Below are 18,822 nucleotides of genomic sequence, written 5' to 3'. Positions count from 1 at the left end.
ACCCTAGTGGGTTCCCCTGCTTTTTTCCATGCTGCTGGCTTTGTTTCGCGATGCGTTCTTCCAGAGTCCTGCGACAATAATGACGATGACCAGAAGAATCAAGAACGACCATTCGAATGCTGGATTTTCTTTGAAGAATGTCTTCAGCTTCATTTCGTGCGTGATCATCTTGGCAGCTGTATAGGCAAGTACGCCAGAGCCAACATACACGATCCATGGAATTTTGTTTATCAATTTGATAAACAGTGTGCTTCCCCATACCACAATCGGAATGCTGATGATTAGTCCGAGCAAGACGAGCATCACGCTGCCATGTGCGGCGCCTGCAACTGCAATTACGTTATCCAGTCCCATTGCTGCATCCGCTATAATGATCGTGCGTACGGACTGCCAGAGCGTGTTACCTGCTGTGACGTTGTCATGAGCTTCGTTGTCGACAAGCAGTTTATATGCGATCCACAGCAGCAATATCCCTCCTGCGAGCATCAGCCATGGGACGTTCAGTAAGTATACGACCAGTATCGTGGCGATCGCGCGGATACCAACGGCTCCGACGGTACCCCATATGACGGCTTTTTTCTGCTGCTCTTTAGGCAGCTTGCGAGCGGCAAGGCCAATGACTATGGCATTATCACCTGCGAGTATAAGGTCAATGAAGACGATCGTAATAAGTGCAGATAGAAATTCCAGTGATAAGATGTCCATAAATCCTTTCCTCCTCTCGGGCGAGCTTTGATGTTTCTCGATTATACGGTCGTATCAAAAAAAGGATTCAAAAAAAACATAACCTGTCCAATTGGGACATACCGTTCATAAATGGGAGCATTCCAGGGAGGCGGTAGAGCAATGGACAGTTTGATCATTTTTATCCAGATTATGTTTATCAATGTGCTGCTAAGCGGCGATAATGCCGTTGTTATAGCTCTTGCGAGTCAGCAGCTTCCACATGCCCAGAGGCGAAAAGCAGTGATGTGGGGCGCGATTGCAGCTGTTGGGCTGCGATGTGTCCTTACTTTAGTAGCGCTCACGCTGCTGCAAGTGCCCTATCTACAGGCAGCTGGAAGCCTGCTGCTCTTCATGATTGCAGTTAAGCTGGTCACTGACGCTTCAAGCCACGCCGAGCAATTCCACATGATGCGCAAGGTAACGTCCCTCTCGAGCGCCGTACGTACGATTGTCATCGCAGACTTTATAATGAGCCTGGATAATGTGCTTGCCATCGCTGCGGTGGCTGAGGGAGAGCCCGTCCTTATTCTGCTCGGTATTGCCCTTAGCATTCCGATGATAATATGGGGAAGCCAGTTATTAAGTACCTTATTGCGCAAATTTCCGTCATTCGTTTACATAGGCGGCGGATTGCTCGGTTTTGCGGCCGGTGAGATGCTTGTTCACGACCCGGCGATCCATACTTGGCTCAGCGGAAGCCTCGAAGTTTTGACAAAAGCGATTCCGGTGTTGTCCATTCCGTTTGTCATAATTGTGGCATTGCTGCGAATTAAAAGATAAGGTAAACTATATATTTGAGTAAATTATTCAGCTTACACTGGTTTTTTGCCTTGTGTTCCATTACACTAGTAATGTTAAAAGTGCCCAAGAGAAAGAAGGATCATTGGCATGTCCAGGAATCAATACACCGTCGGTCTTCTTTTTCTGATCGCCGGTGCTGTAATCTTACTCGGAAAGATCGGCTTTTTCTCGTTCATCGGGACGAACTTCTGGCCGCTATTTTTGTTAATCCCCGGTATATTGCTGCATGTGCTGTTTTTTGGACGGTTGCTTCCGCCTTTCGTGCTTATACCTGGTGCGATTTTGACAATTAATGCTTTCTTGTTATTCTTCTGCATTGCATTTGGATGGAGCAATATGCAGTATTTGTGGCCTATCTTTATTGTCTCGGTCGCAGTAGGATTATATGAGTATCATTTGTTCGACACGTATCATCCGAAATTCCCGCGCACGCTCGCAATGATCCTGCTGTTAGCTGCAGCCTCCTTCTTTGTTATTATGCTTGTCTGGGGCTGGGGTATGTACTTGATTGCGGCAGTGTTCCTGGCAGTCGGTGCATGGCTGGTTGTAGGGCGCAAAGCGCGCTGGTAGTAGTGCAATTGTTTAACATGTTTGATGTAAGCGTTAGAGACAGCAAACTAAATATAAAAAAGTGGAGTGGATACTCGTAATGCAAGCAAGAGAGAACATCAGAAATATCGCCATCATCGCTCACGTAGACCATGGTAAAACAACGCTAGTCGACAAACTGCTTCAACAATCCGGTACTTACCGCGACAACGAAACAGTTCAAGAACGCGCAATGGACTCCAATGATCTGGAACGCGAACGCGGTATCACCATCTTGGCTAAGAACACAGCAGTTAACTACAAAGATTACCTTATCAACATCGTAGATACACCAGGACACGCCGACTTCGGCGGAGAAGTTGAACGGATCATGAAGATGGTAGACGGCGTTCTTCTTGTCGTTGATGCCTTCGAAGGCTGCATGCCGCAAACGAAATTCGTATTGCGTAAAGCGCTCGAGAGCAACCTGACGCCAATCGTTGTTTTGAACAAAATCGACCGTCCAAACGCAAGCCCTGAGCAAGTCGTCGACGAAGTGCTTGATCTGTTCATCGAGCTAGGCGCGAACGATGATCAACTGGATTTCCCGGTTGTTTATGCTTCAGCCCTTATGGGTACTGCCAGCTTGAACGTTGATAAGCAAGACGAGAACATGCAGGCGCTGTACGAGACGATCATTGAGCAAATTCCTTCGCCAACAGAGAGCGTAGAGGATCCATTGCAATTCCTCGTAACGCTTCTTGATTATAATGAGTACCTCGGCCGTATCGCCGTTGGTCGTGTAAACCGTGGTGTAATCCGCCAAGGTCAAACGGTCGCTGTTATTAACCGTGAAGGCGTAACGAAACAAGCGCGCATCGAGAAGCTCTTCGGCTTCCAAGGCTTGAAGCGTGTTGAGGTTGAAGAAGCAGGCGCAGGAGATATCGTTGCAATCGCGGGTATCCGTGAAATCAATATTGGTGAGACAATTGCTGATCCGCAGAAGCCTGAAGCATTGCCGGTTCTGAAGATCGACGAGCCGACTCTGCAAATGACATTCCTCGTTAACAACAGTCCATTCGCGGGCCGCGAAGGTAAATGGGTAACATCCCGTAAAATTCGTGAGCGTCTGTTTAATGAGCTCGAGACAGACGTTGCATTGCGCGTTGACGAAACAGATAGCCCGGATGCGTTCGTCGTTTCCGGTCGTGGTGAGCTTCACCTTGGTATCTTGATCGAGAATATGCGTCGTGAAGGCTTTGAGCTTCAGGTATCCAAACCGGAAGTTATCATCAAAGAAGTAGATGGCGTGAAATGCGAGCCTTATGAGCGTCTTCTCATTGACGTGCCGGAAGAAAGCATGGGCGCAGTCATGGAGAGCCTTGGATCGCGCAAAGCGGAAATGGTCAACATGATTAACCATGGTAATGGCCAAGTGCGTATTGAATTCATTATTCCTGCGCGCGGTTTGATCGGTTACCGTACGAACTTCCTGACACTGACTCGCGGTTACGGCATCATGAACAATGCGTTCGATAGCTACGGTCCGCTTGCAGGCGCATCGGTTGGCGGGCGTCACCAAGGCGTGTTGATCTCCAGCGAGAACGGCGTATCGACGTTCTATGGCATGCAAGGTGTTGAAGATCGCGGCTTGCTCTTCTTGGAGCCAGGTGCTGATGTATACGAAGGTATGGTCGTCGGTGAACACAACCGCGATAACGATATCATCGTCAATATCTGTAAGGAGAAGGCTCTGACAAACATCCGTTCTGCAGGTAAAGATGATACGGTACGTTTGAAAACGCCAGTGTTGTTCTCCCTTGAACAAGCGCTTGAGTATTTGAACGACGACGAGTATTGCGAAGTAACGCCGAAGTCGATCCGTCTTCGTAAGAAGATCCTTAACAAGAGCGAGCGTGAGCGTGCGGAGAAGCAACGTAAGACTGCTGCAGCTGCACAAGTATAATCGAGTTCGAGTTCAGTCTAGTGCTGTTTAATTAAATAATCCTTGCCGAGAGCGGCAAGCATGACGTTCAGGCAGGGTAACAATGACTTCTTCTTCCGGTGAATAACGGATAAGATGCCATTGTAGCCCTGCCGTTTGCGTCATTAAGACATGCCGCTTTTTTCAAGTCGACCGGAGGTTAATCTATCATGCAGAGCTGGTTTCACAGTCATCCTATTTTGACGTATTTAATTATTTTAGCGCTTACGATTTATATTTTTAACGCGGTATTTCGTGTCAGCCGCTTGCCGATACTGAAAGAAATACTGGTGCATCTCGTAATGGCACTCGGCTCATTCGTTCTGTTCGTGCTGCAGTTCGACAAGCTGCCGATCATTCAGTGCATGTCCGTTGCGGTGTTCATGATGGCGCTGCTTCGCGGAAGACAGCTGTATGATAAGATCAAAGGCAATGGCAAGCGTAACGGTTCTGATCCGGGAGGGGCTTAATTTTGCGACTTGAGGATGCCTTGTTCAATTGGCTGCAAATTCAAATTGTAGCGGATGCAAGACCGGATGATCATGCTGCTGCCGACACGCGTGACTTTTTTTTGCAAATTTTGACGGAAGATCATCAAGTTGAGAACCTGCATATACATAAGGTCGATGATACGATGATTCATCTTCGGTATGACAAGGATGGCAAGTCTAAGCTCCAGATGATTCCCCGTGAATCCGGTGAACAGCTTCTCCACGATATTAATGAAAACCCGAAATACAATTGACGAAGGTGGAAGTCATGAACAGCAGATCAGCTAAGTCTGGGCAGAAAAGCAAGCAGGGCAAGGGCAAATATGTACTTCGCCGGATCATGGTCGTATTTCTGGTACTCCTCGTTGGGGTGGCAGGTTATCTAACGTATATTTACAAGGTGTCGAAGGATGCGCTCGGTGATATAACAACGGACGCCGATCCGGCTATCGTTATCCCGAAAGACCAGTCGGTCAAAGTGAAGCCGGTGACCATTATGCTGCTTGGCATTGATACCCGCAAAGAAACAGGGAGCTTGAACACGGACGTGATGATGGTCGCATCGTTCAATCCGAAGTCGAAGTCGGCTGTCGTTGTGTCCATTCCGCGTGATTCGAAGATCGAGTTGTCTGGGTACAAGAGCCGTAAAGCGAACGCGTATTACGCGAGGTTCATCTCTAATGGTCTTCATGAAGACGGTCTGGAGAAAAAGGAAGCAGAGAAGCAAGCCAAACAAGATATGCGTACCATGTTCGGCAAGTTCTTCGATATCCCTGTTGATTACACGGCAACAATCAACTTCCAAGGTTTCGTTGATGTCGTAGATGCGCTTGGCGGCGTTGACGTCGACGTTGATATGGATATGCGTTATGTCGATAATGCTGACGGCACGAATATCGACTTGAAGAAGGGCCATCAGACGCTGAAAGGCGATGATGCGCTTGATTTCGTAAGATATCGTAAATCGAATGACGGCACGAACATGTCGAGCGACTTTGATCGCAACAAGCGCGAAAGCCAAGTGCTTGGAGAAATTGCGGATAAGCTGAAGTCATTCTCCAGCGTTACGAAGATCGCGGGAGTTATTAAAGCGGTTGGCAACAACATGCGCATGGACATTCCGACAGGCGAAGTGGAGAACATGATCTCCACATACTTCGGGATTAGCCGCAGTAACATTACCTTTATTCCGCTTGAAGGCGAGTGGAAGAGCCCGTATGTCAGACTAAACGAAGTGAAGCTGCAAGAAGCCAAAGCGGCGCTGCAGGCAAAACTAGCTGAATGACGGTGGTAGTACAGCCCCTCCTATGCTATAATGTAACTACCGAAGCAGACATGTCGACACTGTAGGCAAGGAGGGTATGCGGATGTCCGAATCCGTCACCGTACTTACTGACGAGCTGTTGTATGGCCTACCGATTGTAAAAGCGCCATTCGTTCTTCCGTATACGCTTGATGCGAGCGACGATTATCTGACCTCGAGCGATATATCGCGGGTTCATGCGGTCAACCGTACCCTGCGCTCTGTGGAACTCGGCGGATACTCCCGTCCTACAATGAACATGGCTTCGCCGTATGTTGTAAGCATAGCTGTGTTTGCGCCGAGAACCGTTCAAACGATCTACGGCACAGCAGGGCTTGTACCAAAGGCACTGCGTGAGCTGCCTGACAAGCATGTAAACCACACGAGCGAAATCGCTTCCATTTGCGATGCGATGCGTGATGGCGTGCGCTTGTCCGCAAGATCTGAAGATGAGAAAACGTATAACCAAAGAGCTGCAGACAAGCTGGATGGACAGGTGTTTGCTGCCATGAGAGAAGCCTAGTGACTAATCACTAGGCTTTTTGTGTTCTTATACGGGTTCTCAGAAACGGTGGTTCTCGTGTGAGGGCAGCCTTAGAGCTTGTGGTGAGAGCCTTTCTGATTCGCCTTATTAGGCTCATCCATCTTCATCGGCTGCACATCACGAGGCAGCTGCGGTACAATCCGACCGATAATGTCGGCCATCTCTTCGGCGAAGCCGGCAAATGGCCTGCCTCGTTTCATATCGGCTTGCACTTCCTTCAGCCGAGTCGATAGATCCATATCGGCGGTAACGATGGCGTCAATGCCATAGGGGTCTTTACGGAACGCTTCCGCAACGGCATATTTGATCGTTCCTACACGAGAACGATCCAGATTGCCAGCTACGTCGATACCGACAACCGCCGTATTTTTAAATACGACACAATGAGCAGCTTTAACGCCGGGAACGCCGCGCGCTAATGATTCCAGATGAGCTGCAACCTGCTTCGGACTGCTAATTTGCTTCTTCTGTGGAGCGCTCTGTTGTGCACGTACACGATTATCATTCTGTGGAGAGGGTGATGTCTCGTTGCGGGCGACAGTGTTACAACCTGTTGCCAGCAAACAAAGGATTATAGCGGACACCAGCCACTTGCTCATATTCGCCACCTAACCTTTCTGTATTCGCACTCTATTGTTCCAGTATAGTTTGCCTTAATGCCGGTAGCGCTATGTATGCCTTTGAATGATAATTTCCAACGCCAGGAGGGCTCACGATTGAAAAAAATATTCGTGCTCGACACCAATGTACTTTTACATGATCCGCAAGCAATCTTCGCATTCGATGACAACGAGGTCATTATTCCCGCGGTGGTGTTGGAAGAAATCGACTCAAAGAAAAGGCTTGCTGACGAGCTTGGCCGCAATGCAAGACATGTGTCGCGGCTGCTTGATCAGATGCGGATGATTGGCCATTTGCACGAAGGGATTGGACTCGATAACGGGGGCGTTCTGAAGGTTGAATTGAATCATCGGAGTTTTATACGGGTACAGGAGATGTTCGGCGAGATGTCCAATGACAATCGGATTCTAGCCGTCGCACTCAATTATCATTTGGAGGAAGTAGAGAAGGGTAACGTGCGTCCGGTCATTATCGTCAGTAAAGACGTGCTTGTACGAATAAAGGCGGATGTACTGGGGCTTGAAGCGCAGGATTACTTATCTGATCAGGTCGTTGCGCCTTCGGATGTATATGCAGGGTATTTAACGCTGAAGGTACATCCATCGGTCATTGACGAATTTTACACCTATCGGTTCCTCACCATCAAAAATCTGCTTCTAGGCACGAGGCTGCATCCGAATGAGTTTGTCATTCTGCGCGATGAGATGGGGACCTCGAAGTCAGCGCTGCTCAAGGTGAGTCAGGACGGTGCAAGGCTCGAGCCGCTCTACTTAAGCAACGATCCGGTATGGGGGATAACGGCGCGCAACGCCCAGCAGCGTATGGCGCTGGAGCTGCTGCTTAGCGATGATATCCCGCTCGTGACGCTAACGGGCAAGGCAGGCACTGGCAAGACGCTGCTTGCGCTCGCAGCCGGGCTGATGAAGGTCGAAGATGAGCATAAATACAAGAAGCTGCTCATTGCAAGACCCGTCGTTCCGATGGGCAAAGATATCGGATATTTACCAGGCGAGAAGGATGAGAAGCTGCGTCCGTGGATGCAGCCGATTTATGATAATTTGGAGTACCTATTCGATACGAAGAAGTCGGGCGACATTGATAAAATATTAATGGGGCTCGGCAGCATCCAGGTCGAGGCGCTGACCTACATTCGGGGCCGTTCCATTCCGGGGCAGTTCATCATAATCGACGAGGCGCAAAACCTAACGCGGCACGAAGTGAAGACGATCGTATCACGCGTCGGCGAAGGCAGCAAAATCGTACTGATGGGCGATCCGGAGCAGATCGACCATCCGTATCTCGATTCGATCAGCAACGGTCTCACGCATATCGTGGAACGGTTCAAGCAAGAGAGCGTCAGCGGTCATATGACGCTAGAGAAGGGCGAACGCTCCAAGCTGGCTCAGCTGGCGGCTGACTTGCTGTAATGTAACCTAACGAAGGGCAGGCGTTACAGGATTAGTTCAGCAAGGCAGCGGTAAGCGCGTGCGATGCCTTCCATAAGCGGGGCCTGATGACGGTCGACGGCGATGAGCCATCGGCCGTCTTCGCTTGGCAGCTCGGCAAGCGCGTGCTCTCTTGCCTGTTCAAGCGCGGCAGCGAGCTCGGAAACCGTAGAATTCTGCTCCGTAGCTGATGGTTCCGAGAAGCTGACAATAGCAGCAAGCTGCAGATCGAGCAAGCGGTTGTCCGAGCGTGTAAGGATGCCGTAGTCTGTGAACAACTGAGGGTTAGGGCGCCAGCCCGGCTCATCAAGGAGGAGCCAAGTACCGCATTCGCATTCCACCTTATACTTGGCCGTGAATGCGACAATCGCATCGGCATCTTCAGGGCTGTGTACGAACAGCATCGTCTTGTCACGGTCGACCAAGGTGACAAGATCGGCGATGCCTTTCACAATTTGCGCATAGTAGCCGGGCTGCTTGTCCTCCGGAAGCTGCATTTCAACACTATAGACCTTCTGCATCCTGTTTCTTCTCTCCTTAATTGGCGTTAAACGTAACTGAAAGTAATCTTATGGCATTTCATGCGAAGACGCAACGAGACGGATGGTGCAACGAGCAAAAGAGAGGCGACAAAAAAGCGCTTTCTTGCTACAATATTGCTAGCTCACATAGGCGCTGAACAAGGAGGGACAAGGTGTCACGGAGAAGATATGTCATGCTCGTGCTTAGCGTGTTTACCATCTGTATGGCACTGCTTGTACCCATGTTCGGCAAGCCAGGTTCGCCGGTGACGCCGGCCAATGACGGCATCCCATGGGCGAGCAAGCCGCAAGTGATTGACGGCCATGACGATGCAAACAAGACAACGTTATCGATTGCCGTATCGATGGATACGGATGAATATGAATATTGGAAGAAGCAGAATCAGTTGTTCGAGCGGAGTCATCCGCAGATCAGCATCAATATGACGAATATTCGCGGCAAGGATGCCGATGAAGCCCGCAAGCAGGCGTCGGAGGCGGACGAGCCCTTCGATTTGATGCTGCTCGATAATGATCGGGTCCGGGAATTCGCCGTTCAGGGATTCCTTATTCCGGCGGATGAAGTCGTCACAGGTGACGCTGCCGCAGACCAACTGGAAGCGCTCACAAGCGTTGTCAAGTGGAACGGTTCCTTATGGGGAGTACCGCTTGATTGTGATCCGCTGCTTGTTGTGTGGCAGAAGGAGCTGCTGAAGTCCGGCGGGCTTTCTTCGCCGCCTGTTAATTTGCAAGCTCTCCGTTCTGTGCTGGAGGAGCTTGCTCAGCTGCAATCCGCTCAGTCCGAGCCGATAGGAATAAGCCCGTTTAATCTGAACACGGCGGATGCGAAGCAGATGATCGCATGGCTAGGCATGTTCAGGGAGAATGGAGAGCCGGCAGGCGACTTGTCCGCATTCAATCTCAGCGAGAAGCAGCAGCTTCAGTACACCGCAGAACAGGAAGGGCATATCTATCGGCTTGATCCGGTGCATCAGACATCGCAGCTTATGGATGCTTTTCGCGCTGGCAAGCTGTTGTCTGCCATTATGCCTTGGTCCGTCTATCAATCGTTATCGAACGACCAACGAAGCCAGCTGATGGTCAGCTCGCAGAACGGGCCGCTCGTTCGGACCAATGGCCGAAGCTTCGTCCTTATGGCGGAGACAGAGAAGCTGGCCGAAGCCAGAGAATATATTAACGAAATGACGATGACAAGCGAACAGCTTGATCGATATAAGCGAATGAAGCGGCTTCCATCACGCATCTCTGCGATGACGATGGAGTATGAGTACAGCCTCATTACGGATCGTCCGCCTCATTTTCTCGTAAACTTGCTTGGGCAGAGCTCGCAAGCGACATCGGATCCGGCTTGGCATGAGCGGTGGATTCGATTCTCGCAATTGTGCGTACAGCTTGGCGGCAATGCGCAGCCGTTCAGTAAAGCGGTTGCATCGCATTTTATTGCGCAGTGGAATATGGAGCCAGAAGAAAACGGCGCCGAGGCGCCGCTTCACAAGCCATTAGACACGAATTAAGCTTTTAGAGACTAATTCCAAGCTTAACCACTAATTGTCCATCTCCGGTCGTTACGGAGGTGGTCTTTAGGAAAGGGACCATCTTCGACGGGTTGAAGCCAAGATCGAATTCGCGTTCCAGCTGCTGTCTCGTTGTGTCGGGGAGTGCCAGGCCATTGAAGATCAGCGCATCGACATGGAACAGAATCGCACCGTTCTTCTCCAGTGTATAGTGGCCGTCCAGCTCGATAGACATATCCGCGCGTTTGCCGGATACGATGACTTTGTCCTGTTGAAACACGAAGGAGAAGTTGTCGAAGATCGGGTTCTGTTCGCGGAGGAAGCTGTTGAGCTTCGCTTCCGGCACGGTAAGCGTGTAATTAAAGCCGTCGATAGACAGCATGTCTTTATCTTTCTGAATCCATTCCGGCATCTTGCCCATCGCTTTGGAGAGGGCATTGAAGTATCGCCTTACCTCGACGATTCCGGTATCTTGCCAGTAGTTCGTGAATTCATTGATAAGCGTACGCAGCTTGTCCGCATCAGAGCGGCCGCTAAGCTCGGAATTGACTTCGTTCTGCAGAGCGACAACGCGATCCCGCTGCGTCTTCAGCCTTGTCTCTACCTCAGTAAGCTCCTTCGACTTCGTATCGAGCTTGCTGATGCTTTGCTTGAGCTCTCGATATTGCTTTGTGTACGTGTTCAAGGTAAGCTTGTCGGATGAGAAAATAAGATCGAAATAGTCCAGCAGTGTAAACAGTTCGGATAGGTTGTCTGTGTTAAAGATAGCCGTGAGCAGGAAATCACGCTCTCCGGTATAATAGGCGCGGAGCACTTTGCCTGCATTCTCGCGCTGCTTCTCTATCGTTTGCTCCTGCTCGGAGAGCTTGACCTTCGAAGTTGTTAGCTGAGCTGTAATCGTCTGCTGCTCCTGCTGAATCCGTGTTATTTCTTTGTCGATTTCGACGACGGAGAGACTCTTCTCGAGGATGCGTCTAATGTCTTCATCCTTGGGAGCTGCCGGGTCCGCGAACACGGGGAAGATTGTCAGCCAGCAGGCCAGCAGGCCGATGACAATGGCAGCGCTCCGGCGGCGGTTCTTTCCTTTCACGCAAGGCTCCCCTTTCCGAATACGTCTTTATGGGTGCTTGCCCGCATGCACTACTATATGCTGCGAACGAATCTATTATATCTTGAAGCTGTAATTTTGTCCTTGATTTGGAGGCTGCCCTGGATGAACCAATCGAAGCGCTTGACCGCTTCCATACATAGAGCGATAGAGCAAAGCGAGCGTTATGGCTGGAAATCTCAGCTGGCTGAAACAGGCGAAGAAGTGCGCTGTATCACGTTTCGCGATTATATGGATCGGTGTCTCTATGACGAGATGGACGGTTATTACAAGTCAGGCCAAGTTCGGGTTGGCAAGGACGGCGATTTCTACACAAGCTCGCAGATCGGCTCGTTAATGGGAGAGAAGCTTGCGAGCTGCATTGCCAAGCTGATTGAAAGCGAGGATCAGCATCCACGTCTGACAATTGTGGAGTGGGGAGCGGGTACAGGAGTATTGTCAAAGCAGATGCTTACGGCATGGCTTGATGCTTCTCTGCCTTGGCTGACGAGGCTCCGATATGTTGTCGTGGATAGCAATCCGGTCCATCTAGATGAAGCGCGTTACCGCACGCAGCCTCTTCAGGAGCGGATAGGAGAGAATGTTATCGTCGCTTTCATGTCTCCGGCTGAAGCGAGAATGGCATTGACGAATAGGCAGGAGAATGATGACTATACCATCGTCGTGGCGAATGAGCTGCTTGATGCTTTTCCGGTTAATCGCGTGCAGCAGAAGAACGGTCGAGTATGGGAGCTAGGCGTTGCCGCAACTGACGCAGCGGAAGGTGGAGAGGCATTCGAGTATGTGCGATTGCCGCTAACGGATGAACGGATCCTGACCGTTCTGGAGCGTGACGGAATTGAGCTTCGGGAAGGGCAGATTATGGAGGTGAATCTTGCGGCGGAGCAGTGGATTGCCCAATTAAGCGAGCTAATTGCACAGGGTGCGCTGCTGCTTGTCGACTACGGCCACGAGGCAGCGGAGTTGACTGCGCCGCACCGGATGCACGGAACGCTGCTCTGTTATAAGGATCATGTCGCATACGATCGGCCTTTTCTCGCGCCAGGCGAGCAGGATATTACGGCGCATGTCAACTTTACCGCTTGCAGATCCGCTGCGGAAGCCTCCGGCTGGCAAGTCCATTATTACGATACGCAGAAGCAGTTTCTTATTGATCATGGGCTGCTGCAGGATCTCGCGTCGCATGACGGCATGAATCCGTTCAGCGAGGCGGCAAGGCGCAACCGTGCAATTCGCCAGCTGCTGCTTAGTGACGGGATGAGCGAATCGTTCAAAGTGCTGATGCTTCGCAAATAAGCTGAATACATTGGCATTCAAAAAGGCTGTTTCGCTGGAGAACTTGTCTCCTCGAAACAGCCTTTTGGCTATTGGCCGGTAATTGATGTGCCGCTTTATTAGAATGGGTTCCCCATTACAAAAACGGTCCAATACGTGAAGCCGACGAACGCGATAAACATATATCCCCAGAACATCAGCATATAGGTTCTTTCAGAAAAGTTCAAATAGCCTAACAGGACAAACACAGCGGTTTGAATAAAGAACAAGAGTGACATCTCGGTCATATGACCTGCAAACGCCATAAGCGCGATTACAAGCGTCCAGAAGCCGAGCACTCGGAACATGCGTGCCATGATTTCATCCCCCTTCTCGTTAGTCTCTAGTCCATTTTTCTATTGCCCATTATAACGTTTAAGGTAACAAGTGTAAACTGTTTCAAACGTGACGAATTGGCAAACTTTTTCGTCTCCTAAGCCCCTCTGATACAAGTTTGCTTCAATTTGTGAAAAAACATGTATGAGCCTTTAAAAAAATGGATATACAAATTAGTATCCGATAGATTCTATGAACTCTACCAAGGGCATAGAGATAAAGTAAGCGCCTAATGTTAGGAGGTTTTGGTTGCATGACAGCAGTCAGACAAGATGCCTGGAGTCCAGATGACGATCTCATCCTGGCCGAGGTAACGCTGCGGCATATTCGTGAAGGTAGTACGCAGCTAGCCGCGTTTGAAGAAGTAGGAGAGCGTATTGGCCGAACCTCGGCCGCCTGCGGATTTCGCTGGAACAGCTGTGTCCGCAAACGCTATGAAGATGCGATACAAATTGCAAAGCAGCAGCGCCAGAAGCGGAATTATATGAAGAAACAGACGTACGTCGCTACACCGCATGTGTCCTCCATTAATTTGATCGACACCGACGAGCGTGCGTACAAGAACGACCCGTTGACGGAAGAATCGCTATCTATCGATACCGTTATCCGGTTTCTGCGTCAATGGAAAGGGACTTACCAAGAGCTTAACCGTCAAATCAAGACGCTTGAACGCGATCTGCGCGAGAAAGACGAAGAGCTGTTTACCCTGCGTGAGTTGAATGAGCGGTTGTCTCATGAAGTGAACAATGCGCAGTCCGATTACCGCGCAGTCAATGATGATTACAAAACATTGATTCAAATTATGGACCGTGCTCGCCGGTTAACGGTGCTGACGGAAGAAGACGATGCAAAGCCGCGCTTCAAAATGGATGCGAATGGCAACCTGGAACGAATTGAATAGTGCGCCTGAATGAAGGCAGTTCTTAAAAATCTCACCGACCCTGCATAAGGAGCGGCGAGATTTTTTAGTTTGCATCTGGTACGATGTAGCTATACATAGCACTTGAAGTGGATAGAGAGAAGAGGTTGCCGCAGGTGAAAATGATTATTGTCGGCGCTGGCGCGCTGGGGCTGCTCTATGGCGCAAGGCTTTCACGCGCGGGTGTGGATATACGGATCCTTACGCATTCGGACGAGCAAGCGGAACTGTTAAATAACGAAGGCATTGTTCTGGTTGAAGCCGAGAATCTCACGAGCCGTATTCCAGTTAAAGCGGCTTCTTTGCGTGTCTACTCAGCAACTGTTCAAGTGGAGCCGGGTCAGAGCGATGGGCATGAGCATTATGATTGGATCTGGCTCGCGGTGAAGCAGGCCCATCTCGATGAAACCATGCTTACTCAACTGGCTGCGCTGGCAAGTCGCAATCACGCGCCAATCGTAACACTGCAGAACGGGATCGGGCATATGGACAAGCTGCGCACGGCGATACCGCAAGTGCCGCTGTATGCTGCCGTCACGACAGAGGGAGCGCTGCGAACGGATGGGCACACGGTGCATCACACGGGGAGAGGCAACATCATGCTCGGGAACTGGCCGAAAAGTGGCGAAAAAACGAGCAAACCTCAAAAATTGTTGCTAAAAACGATGCAAGGTGCAGGAATTGAACTGATTCTGTCGAATGAGATGGAGAACCATGTTTACCATAAATTGCTCGTCAATGCGGTTATTAACCCGCTTACAGCGATATTCAGCGTGCGAAACGGCGATCTGCCGCTTGATCCGCAGCGCATCCGATTCATGGAGGCACTGCATAGGGAGAGCGAGAGCATTCTGCTCGCATCCGGGATGGCAAGCGAAGGCGACAGCTGGCAGCGTGTGCTCCAGATCTGCGAAGCGACTGCGCGTAACGAATCGTCCATGCTGCGCGATGTGCTGGGAGACCGAATCACCGAAGTGGATTGGATCAATGGAGGCATCGTTGCGCTAGCGAGGAAGCAAGGCTTACCTTCACCGATGAATGATGCGGTTGTGGCCATGATCAAGGCGCTTCAACCCAATTCGTAATTATTTATTAATGAGAGGGGCGAACTAAGAATGCTGTGGATTTGGGAGAGCATTAAGCACATCTATGCATTTTTGGCCGTTCTTCCGATTATACCTTTTGTTCTCGTTTATTTCGGCTATGCGGCCTATACCGGCGACCGCAAGCAGGCGTTCCGAATTGCAATGGATGTGACGACAGCGCTGCTAATCGGTTGCGTGGCGGTGCTGTTTAACCGCATATTTAATAGTAATTTCGGGCTTTACGGCATAATGCTCGTGCTGTTGCTTGGCGGTGGATTGCTGGGCAACGCCCAATATCGCTCGAGAGGCAACGTCGATTATCGCCGGATTATGCGGGCGATCTGGCGCCTTGGGTTCTTCGTAATGGCGTTCTGCTATATTATTCTTATGTTTATTGGGCTTGGCAAAAGCTTGTTTATGGCTTAGTGCTTATTTACAAACGTCTCCCGACAATGGGGGGCGTTTTTTTTTGACGGTCTGCTTTGCGTTGTGTACAATGAATGAGAAAAACTGCATTCATTACTAGAACTATAGATCGTGGATGAAAGGTAGAGACTGTCCATGAAATTTGAGCTTGCACAGCTGCCTTTCGGTCAGCCAATTACCGAAGCATATATAAAGAGAAGTAATCCAGGCGTCGAAGCGTTGTTCGGCAGCCATGCTGCTGAACCTGCACACTGGGAGAAGCGTCTGAACTGGCTGAATGGCCATACAGACAAGCGCATATCGGCTGATGGTCTCGCAGAAGCGCTAGCCCGCTATAATGCTGTCATGAATAACCAGCCTGCCGTACAAGCAAGCATTAGCGCTATTCGAGCAGGCGCGCCAGTCGTCGTAACCGGCCAGCAGGCGGGATTGTGGACAGGTCCGCTTCTTGTTATACATAAAGCGGTGACAGTCATTGCCGCTGCGAGAGAAGCGGCAAGCAAGCTAGGAACGCCGGTCGTACCCGTGTTCTGGATCGCTGGCGAGGATCATGATTGGGATGAAGCGAACCATGCATTCGTGCGAAGCGGCAGCAGCAAGGGTGAGATCGAGTCGCCGAAGCTGGGACGCATCTCCATTAAGCGGCCGAGCGGCGTTAGAACGTCGGTAAGCAAGACGATGCTCGCACCGGAGGCATGGGTTGATGCCTTGCAGCGTCTGAGCGCGGAACTGCCGGATACGGAGTTTAAGCCAGATATGCTGCAGCAGCTGAAGCAAGCGGCAGAGGGCGCTGAATCGCTAAGCGATCTGTTCGCCGCAACGATGAGTCTGCTCTTCGGCAAGTACGGCTTGGTGCTGCTCGATGCCGATGATCCGGGCATTCGCGCGCTCGAAGCGCCGATGTTCGAGCAGATGATTGCTCGCGGAGATGAGCTTGAAGCGGCTTATATAAGCGCAGCGAACGCTGTGCAAGAGCTCGGCTATAAGCTTTCGGCCGATGTGACGCCGGGCAGCGCGAACCTGTTTATGTTCGATGAAGGCGAGCGGGTGCTGCTTCATAAAGAAGAGGGCGGCTTCCGCAATCGCAAATCGACGAAGACATGGTCCTCCGCAGAGCTGCTGGACATGGCTAGAAACAAGCCGCAGCAGCTCAGCAACAATGTACTGACAAGACCGATTATGCAGGACTATGTGCTGCCGGTTCTCGCTGTTGTGCTCGGTCCGGGCGAGATTGCATACTGGGCGCTGACGGGGAGTGCTTTTCACGTATTAGGAATGGAAATGCCAATTGTCGTTCCTCGGATGTCCTATACGCTTGTGGAGCGAACAACGGAGAAGTATATGGCGAAGTTCGAGCTAACGTTCGACGATATCGCGTACCGCTATGCAGACCGCCGAGAGGCTTGGCTGAAGGAGCGGGATGAGCTGGGCATCGAAGCGCAATTCGCTGCAGTGAAGGCGCAGTTCAAGGCGGTCTACCAGCCAGTGAAGGATATGGCTGCCGGAATTCAGCGGGGGCTGCACGATCTGTCGGAAACGAATCTGCAGCGTATCGAACGCGAGCTCGCTTATATGGAAGCGAGAACGAAGGATGCGCATGCACGCCGGTTTGATACCGCGCTCAGCCAGATGGATTGGGCGGCAGTGTCGCTATGGCCGGATGGCAAGCCGCAGGAGCGCGTGCTTAACATGACAGACTTCTGGAACCGTTATGGTTTATCCTGGATAGACAAGTTGCTGGAAGCGCCATATAGCAGCCAGGGCGGACACTGGATGATCTATCTGTAAGTGCCTGCCGACTATGGAATGATAACATTAATGCATGAATGAAAGGATGCTGATTTCGACCATGACAGTAAACGCGAAACAGAACAGTATTGTTAAAGATATGGCGCTTGCGCCTGAAGGCCATTTGAAGATTGATTGGGTAGCTGCGCATATGCCGGTGCTGAACCGTATCCGTGAGCAGTTCGAGAAAGAGCAGCCGTTCAAAGGGCTCAAAGTTGCAATCTCGCTTCACTTGGAAGCCAAAACTGCATATTTGGCGAAAGTCGTTCAAGCTGGCGGCGCTGAAGTAACAATTACGGGCAGCAACCCGCTCTCGACGCAAGACGATGTATGTGCGGCGCTTGTTGAGGATGGCATTACCGTATTCGCGAAGTACAATCCAGAGCCGGAAGAGTACAAGTCGCTGCTTGTGAAAGCACTCGAAACAAAGCCGGATCTTATTATTGATGATGGCGGCGATTTCGTGTCTATTCTTCACGCGGAGCGTCCTGACTTGAAGGAGAACATTCGCGGTGGTGCGGAAGAAACAACAACAGGCATTCTTCGCTTGAAAGCGATGGAGAAGGACGGTTCGCTCAGCTTCCCGATGGTTGCCGTGAACGATGCGTTCTGTAAATACTTGTTCGATAACCGTTACGGAACAGGCCAATCCGTATGGGACGGCATTAACCGGACGACGAATCTTGTGGTTGCAGGCAAAACAGTCGTTGTTGTCGGCTATGGCTGGTGTGGTAAAGGTGTAGCGATGCGTGCAAAAGGTCTTGGCGCGCAAGTTATCGTAACCGAGATCGACGCGATCCGTGCTGTTGAAGCATACATGGATGGCTTCACAGTGCTCCCAATGAAAGAAGCAGCGAAGCACGGCGACTTCTTCGTAACAGTAACAGGCAATCGCGACGTTATTCGCGGCGAGCACTATGAAGTGATGAAGGATGGCGCGATTCTGTCGAACGCAGGCCACTTCGACGTCGAAGTGAATAAGCCGGAGCTCGAAGCGATGTCGAATAACAAGCGCGTCGTGCGCCGCAATATCGAGGAGTATCAATTGAAGGATGGACGCAGCATCTACCTGCTCGCAGAGGGCCGCTTGGTCAACCTCGCAGCAGGCGACGGTCATCCAGCAGAGATTATGGATATGACATTCGCGCTGCAAGCGATGTCGCTGAAATATGTGAACGACAACTACAAAGAAATCGGCAAGAAAGTTGTCAATGTTCCTTATGAGCTCGATGAGCAGGTTGCGCGCTATAAGCTTGAAGCAATTGGCACGGGCATCGACAAGCTCTCTGACGAGCAGAAGGCATATCTCGATAGCTGGCAAGAGCATTAATCTGATATACATGAGAA

At 50.7% G+C, this 18,822-nt stretch carries 20 protein-coding genes; 15 read left to right on the top strand and 5 right to left on the bottom strand.

Annotated elements, in window-relative coordinates; all coding sequences use genetic code 11:
• Positions 1 to 3: 3 nt before the first annotated feature.
• Complete coding sequence (locus tag AC0YNX_RS12675) at positions 4 to 705, bottom strand: TerC family protein (protein WP_475816021.1); 702 nt, start codon at positions 703 to 705, stop codon at positions 4 to 6.
• A gap of 141 nt (positions 706 to 846) precedes the next feature.
• On the opposite strand from AC0YNX_RS12675, the gene AC0YNX_RS12670 reads away from it, so the two are divergent.
• The 7 genes from AC0YNX_RS12670 to AC0YNX_RS12640 all read left to right on the top strand — a co-directional run bounded on the left by AC0YNX_RS12670 (position 847) and on the right by AC0YNX_RS12640 (position 6,356).
• A complete protein-coding gene (locus AC0YNX_RS12670) occupies positions 847 to 1,506 on the top strand; it encodes a TerC family protein (RefSeq protein ID WP_475816020.1) in 660 nt (219 codons plus the stop codon).
• 108 nt (positions 1,507 to 1,614) lie between these two features.
• A complete protein-coding gene (locus AC0YNX_RS12665) occupies positions 1,615 to 2,097 on the top strand; it encodes a hypothetical protein (RefSeq protein ID WP_475816019.1) in 483 nt (160 codons plus the stop codon).
• 79 nt (positions 2,098 to 2,176) lie between these two features.
• Positions 2,177 to 4,021: a translational GTPase TypA gene (gene typA, locus AC0YNX_RS12660; protein WP_475816018.1), complete on the top strand. Its 1,845-nt coding sequence runs from the start codon at positions 2,177 to 2,179 to the stop codon at positions 4,019 to 4,021.
• Positions 4,022 to 4,209: 188 nt separating this feature from the next.
• Complete coding sequence (locus tag AC0YNX_RS12655; RefSeq protein WP_475816017.1) at positions 4,210 to 4,509, top strand: YlaH-like family protein; 300 nt, start codon at positions 4,210 to 4,212, stop codon at positions 4,507 to 4,509.
• A gap of 2 nt (positions 4,510 to 4,511) precedes the next feature.
• Positions 4,512 to 4,784, top strand: coding sequence for a hypothetical protein (locus AC0YNX_RS12650; protein WP_475816016.1), 273 nt, complete (start codon positions 4,512 to 4,514; stop codon positions 4,782 to 4,784).
• Positions 4,785 to 4,798: 14 nt separating this feature from the next.
• Complete coding sequence (locus AC0YNX_RS12645) at positions 4,799 to 5,815, top strand: LCP family protein (RefSeq protein WP_475816015.1); 1,017 nt, start codon at positions 4,799 to 4,801, stop codon at positions 5,813 to 5,815.
• A gap of 82 nt (positions 5,816 to 5,897) precedes the next feature.
• Positions 5,898 to 6,356, top strand: a complete 459-nt coding sequence (locus AC0YNX_RS12640; RefSeq protein WP_475816014.1) for a PNPOx family protein — start codon at positions 5,898 to 5,900, stop codon at positions 6,354 to 6,356.
• A 71-nt stretch (positions 6,357 to 6,427) separates the two neighbouring features.
• Here the strand turns inward: AC0YNX_RS12640 and AC0YNX_RS12635 are convergent, their stop codons facing one another.
• The gene (locus tag AC0YNX_RS12635) at positions 6,428 to 6,976 is read right to left on the bottom strand and encodes a YhcN/YlaJ family sporulation lipoprotein (RefSeq protein ID WP_475816013.1); all 549 of its coding nucleotides are present in this window, start codon (positions 6,974 to 6,976) and stop codon (positions 6,428 to 6,430) included.
• Between the two features lie 117 nt (positions 6,977 to 7,093).
• On the opposite strand from AC0YNX_RS12635, the gene AC0YNX_RS12630 reads away from it, so the two are divergent.
• Positions 7,094 to 8,425, top strand: coding sequence for a PhoH family protein (locus tag AC0YNX_RS12630; RefSeq protein ID WP_475816012.1), 1,332 nt, complete (start codon positions 7,094 to 7,096; stop codon positions 8,423 to 8,425).
• A gap of 23 nt (positions 8,426 to 8,448) precedes the next feature.
• Here AC0YNX_RS12630 and AC0YNX_RS12625 read toward each other — a convergent pair whose 3' ends face one another.
• Positions 8,449 to 8,964 (bottom strand): hypothetical protein, encoded by a 516-nt coding sequence (locus AC0YNX_RS12625; RefSeq protein ID WP_475816011.1) that lies wholly within the window; start codon positions 8,962 to 8,964, stop codon positions 8,449 to 8,451.
• 173 nt (positions 8,965 to 9,137) lie between these two features.
• Between AC0YNX_RS12625 and AC0YNX_RS12620 the strand changes: the two genes are divergently transcribed.
• The gene (locus AC0YNX_RS12620) at positions 9,138 to 10,499 is read left to right on the top strand and encodes an ABC transporter substrate-binding protein (RefSeq protein WP_475816010.1); all 1,362 of its coding nucleotides are present in this window, start codon (positions 9,138 to 9,140) and stop codon (positions 10,497 to 10,499) included.
• A gap of 4 nt (positions 10,500 to 10,503) precedes the next feature.
• Here AC0YNX_RS12620 and AC0YNX_RS12615 read toward each other — a convergent pair whose 3' ends face one another.
• Positions 10,504 to 11,589, bottom strand: a complete 1,086-nt coding sequence (locus AC0YNX_RS12615; RefSeq protein WP_475816009.1) for a coiled-coil domain-containing protein — start codon at positions 11,587 to 11,589, stop codon at positions 10,504 to 10,506.
• A gap of 123 nt (positions 11,590 to 11,712) precedes the next feature.
• On the opposite strand from AC0YNX_RS12615, the gene AC0YNX_RS12610 reads away from it, so the two are divergent.
• Positions 11,713 to 12,903 (top strand): class I SAM-dependent methyltransferase, encoded by a 1,191-nt coding sequence (locus AC0YNX_RS12610; protein ID WP_475816008.1) that lies wholly within the window; start codon positions 11,713 to 11,715, stop codon positions 12,901 to 12,903.
• A 98-nt stretch (positions 12,904 to 13,001) separates the two neighbouring features.
• Here the strand turns inward: AC0YNX_RS12610 and AC0YNX_RS12605 are convergent, their stop codons facing one another.
• On the bottom strand, positions 13,002 to 13,238 hold the full coding sequence (locus AC0YNX_RS12605; RefSeq protein ID WP_090573717.1) for a DUF2626 domain-containing protein: 237 nt from the start codon (positions 13,236 to 13,238) through the stop codon (positions 13,002 to 13,004).
• A gap of 272 nt (positions 13,239 to 13,510) precedes the next feature.
• Here AC0YNX_RS12605 and AC0YNX_RS12600 point away from each other — a divergent pair, with 272 nt between their 5' ends.
• From AC0YNX_RS12600 to AC0YNX_RS12580, 5 genes are all read left to right on the top strand, one after another.
• Complete coding sequence (locus AC0YNX_RS12600) at positions 13,511 to 14,158, top strand: RsfA family transcriptional regulator (RefSeq protein ID WP_475816007.1); 648 nt, start codon at positions 13,511 to 13,513, stop codon at positions 14,156 to 14,158.
• 140 nt (positions 14,159 to 14,298) lie between these two features.
• On the top strand, positions 14,299 to 15,261 hold the full coding sequence (locus AC0YNX_RS12595; RefSeq protein WP_475816241.1) for a ketopantoate reductase family protein: 963 nt from the start codon (positions 14,299 to 14,301) through the stop codon (positions 15,259 to 15,261).
• Between the two features lie 30 nt (positions 15,262 to 15,291).
• Complete coding sequence (locus AC0YNX_RS12590; protein ID WP_475816006.1) at positions 15,292 to 15,687, top strand: DUF3397 domain-containing protein; 396 nt, start codon at positions 15,292 to 15,294, stop codon at positions 15,685 to 15,687.
• Positions 15,688 to 15,822: 135 nt separating this feature from the next.
• A complete protein-coding gene (gene bshC / locus AC0YNX_RS12585) occupies positions 15,823 to 17,475 on the top strand; it encodes a bacillithiol biosynthesis cysteine-adding enzyme BshC (protein WP_475816005.1) in 1,653 nt (550 codons plus the stop codon).
• A gap of 61 nt (positions 17,476 to 17,536) precedes the next feature.
• Entirely contained in the window at positions 17,537 to 18,805 is a 1,269-nt protein-coding gene (locus tag AC0YNX_RS12580) for an adenosylhomocysteinase (protein ID WP_475816004.1), read from the top strand.
• The last annotated feature ends 17 nt before the right edge of the window (positions 18,806 to 18,822 follow it).

The sequence above is a fragment of the Paenibacillus sp. J31R98 genome, assembly GCF_056269245.1.
This window is presented reverse-complemented; position numbering and strand designations above follow the sequence as displayed.